At 60.6% G+C, this 2,030-nt stretch carries 2 protein-coding genes; both read left to right on the forward strand.

From position 1 onward, the window contains the following. The first annotated feature begins 84 nt into the window (after positions 1-84). Positions 85-444: an IS66 family insertion sequence element accessory protein TnpB gene (gene tnpB / locus Q8Q83_RS18110; protein ID WP_305625521.1), complete on the forward strand. Its 360-nt coding sequence runs from the start codon at positions 85-87 to the stop codon at positions 442-444. 18 nt (positions 445-462) lie between these two features. Next, positions 463-2,028, forward strand: coding sequence for an IS66 family transposase (locus tag Q8Q83_RS18115; protein WP_305625522.1), 1,566 nt, complete (start codon positions 463-465; stop codon positions 2,026-2,028). The last annotated feature ends 2 nt before the right edge of the window (positions 2,029-2,030 follow it).

The following is a 2,030-nucleotide window of genomic DNA, read 5'->3' on the forward strand; positions in this document are numbered from 1 at the left end:
GTAAGCGCTCCATAAACCCCACCTACAAAACTAAGATTCGGCCATAGAAGCTGCGCTCCCGATTACTCACTGGAGCCAACTGCCATGATGCGTCCCGACGCCAAAGTCGAAAAAGTCTACCTGTACCCCAAGCCCGTGGACTTCCGGAAATCCATCGACGGCCTGGCTGCCCTGGTCGAGTTGGATATCAAGGTGGCGGTGTTCGACCCGGTCTTGTTTGTGTTCCTCAACAAGCCACGCAACCGGGTGAAGATCTTGTACTGGGAGCGCAATGGCTTCTGTTTGTGGCTCAAGCGTCTCGATGCCGAGCGGTTCAAAGCCTCGCCAGATGATCAGGACGAAGCGATCGTGCTGACGGTTCAGGAACTGAACTGGTTACTCGACGGTTTTGACCTGTGGCGCAACCGTCCGCATCAGGTGTTGACGCCGCGTTTCGTCACCTGAGCCGGTATAATCCACGGCATGATTTCCATGCCCGAAACCCTTCCCGATGACCCGGTTTTGCTGAAACAGCTCCTGCTGTCGCTGCATGAGCAGATGTCTTCGAAGGACAAGGAGATGCTGGCCAAGGACGGGCAGATCGAGCGCCTGCGCGAACAAAATGCGTTATTGATTCAGCGGTTATTCGGTCGTAAGTCCGAGCAGAGCGCCGACCCGGACTCGCCGCAGCTGGCCATGTTCAATGAGGCCGAAAGCTTGGCTGAGCCGGCACCTGAAGCGGCCGACGATGAGGTCGTGGAAGAAGTCGTCGCGCCGACCAAACACCGCGGCAAGCGCAAGCCGTTGCCAGCCGAGCTGCCTCGCATCGAGGTCGTTCACGAGCTGCCCGAGCACGAACTGACCTGTGCCTGCGGTTGCCGCAAACAGGTGATCGGCGAAGAGACCAGCGAACAGCTGGAGATCGTGCCGATGCAGATCCGTGTGATCCGCCACATCCGCAAGACCTACGCCTGCAAGGGCTGCGAAGCCGCTCCGGTCACGGCTGACAAGCCCGCACAGCTGATCGAGAAAAGCCTGGCCAGTCCCAGCGTGCTGGCCATGCTGCTGACCACCAAATATGTCGACGGCCTGCCGCTGCACCGTTTCGAAAAGGTGCTGTCTCGTCACGGCATCGACCTCTCCCGGCAGACCCTGGCGCGCTGGGTGATTCAGTGTGGCGCGCAGTTGCAGCCGCTGCTCAACCTGCTGCGCGACAAGCTACTGGACAGCCCAGTGATCCACTGCGACGAAACCCGTGTGCAGGTGCTGAAAGAACCGGAACGCGACCCGAGCAGCCAATCTTGGATGTGGGTGCAGACCGGCGGCCCGCCAGACAAACCGGTGATCCTGTTCGACTACTCCACCAGCCGAGCGCAGGAGGTACCGTTGCGCCTGCTCGCAGGCTATCGCGGCTATTTGATGACCGACGACTACGCCGGCTACAACGCCGTGGCCGCACAGTCGAGTGTTGAGCGTTTGGCCTGCTGGGCGCATGCGCGGCGCAAGTTCGTCGAAGCGCAAAAGGTGCAACCCAAGGGCAAGACCGGACGTGCCGACGTGGCCTTGGGGTTGATCAACAAGCTTTATGGCATCGAGCGCGAGCTCAAAGATGCTGACGATGCGCAGCGCTTTGACGGCCGTCAGCAGCGCAGCCAAGCGATCCTGGCCCAACTGAAAAGCTGGCTGGAAAAAACCCAGCCCCAAGTCACTGCGCAGAATGCCCTGGGCAAAGCAGTGCACTACCTGGCCAGTAACTGGAGTCGTCTGGTGCGCTACGTCGAAGCCGGCCACCTGCCTATCGACAATAACGCCGCCGAGCGCGCCATCCGGCCCTTCGTCATCGGCCGTAAGAACTGGCTGTTCAGCGACACACCCAAGGGCGCGACCGCCAGCGCCCAGCTTTACAGCCTGGTGGAAACCGCCAAGGCCAACGGGCAAGAACCTTACGCCTGGCTGCGCCATGTGCTCGAGCGTTTGCCCGCAGTGAACAGCGTCGAAGACTACGAAGCGCTGCTGCCGTGGAACTGCGCGCCAGCCATACCATCCTGATG

The sequence above is a fragment of the Pseudomonas sp. genome (genome assembly GCF_030696055.1).
Taxonomy (GTDB): domain Bacteria; phylum Pseudomonadota; class Gammaproteobacteria; order Pseudomonadales; family Pseudomonadaceae; genus Aquipseudomonas.

Bases quoted from the DNA above. Each gene is read 5' to 3' on its own strand.
- tnpB (WP_305625521.1), top strand. From the start codon at position 85: ATGATGCGTCCCGACGCCAAAGTCGAAAAAGTCTACCTGTACCCCAAG.
- Q8Q83_RS18115 (WP_305625522.1), top strand. From the start codon at position 463: ATGATTTCCATGCCCGAAACCCTTCCCGATGACCCGGTTTTGCTGAAA.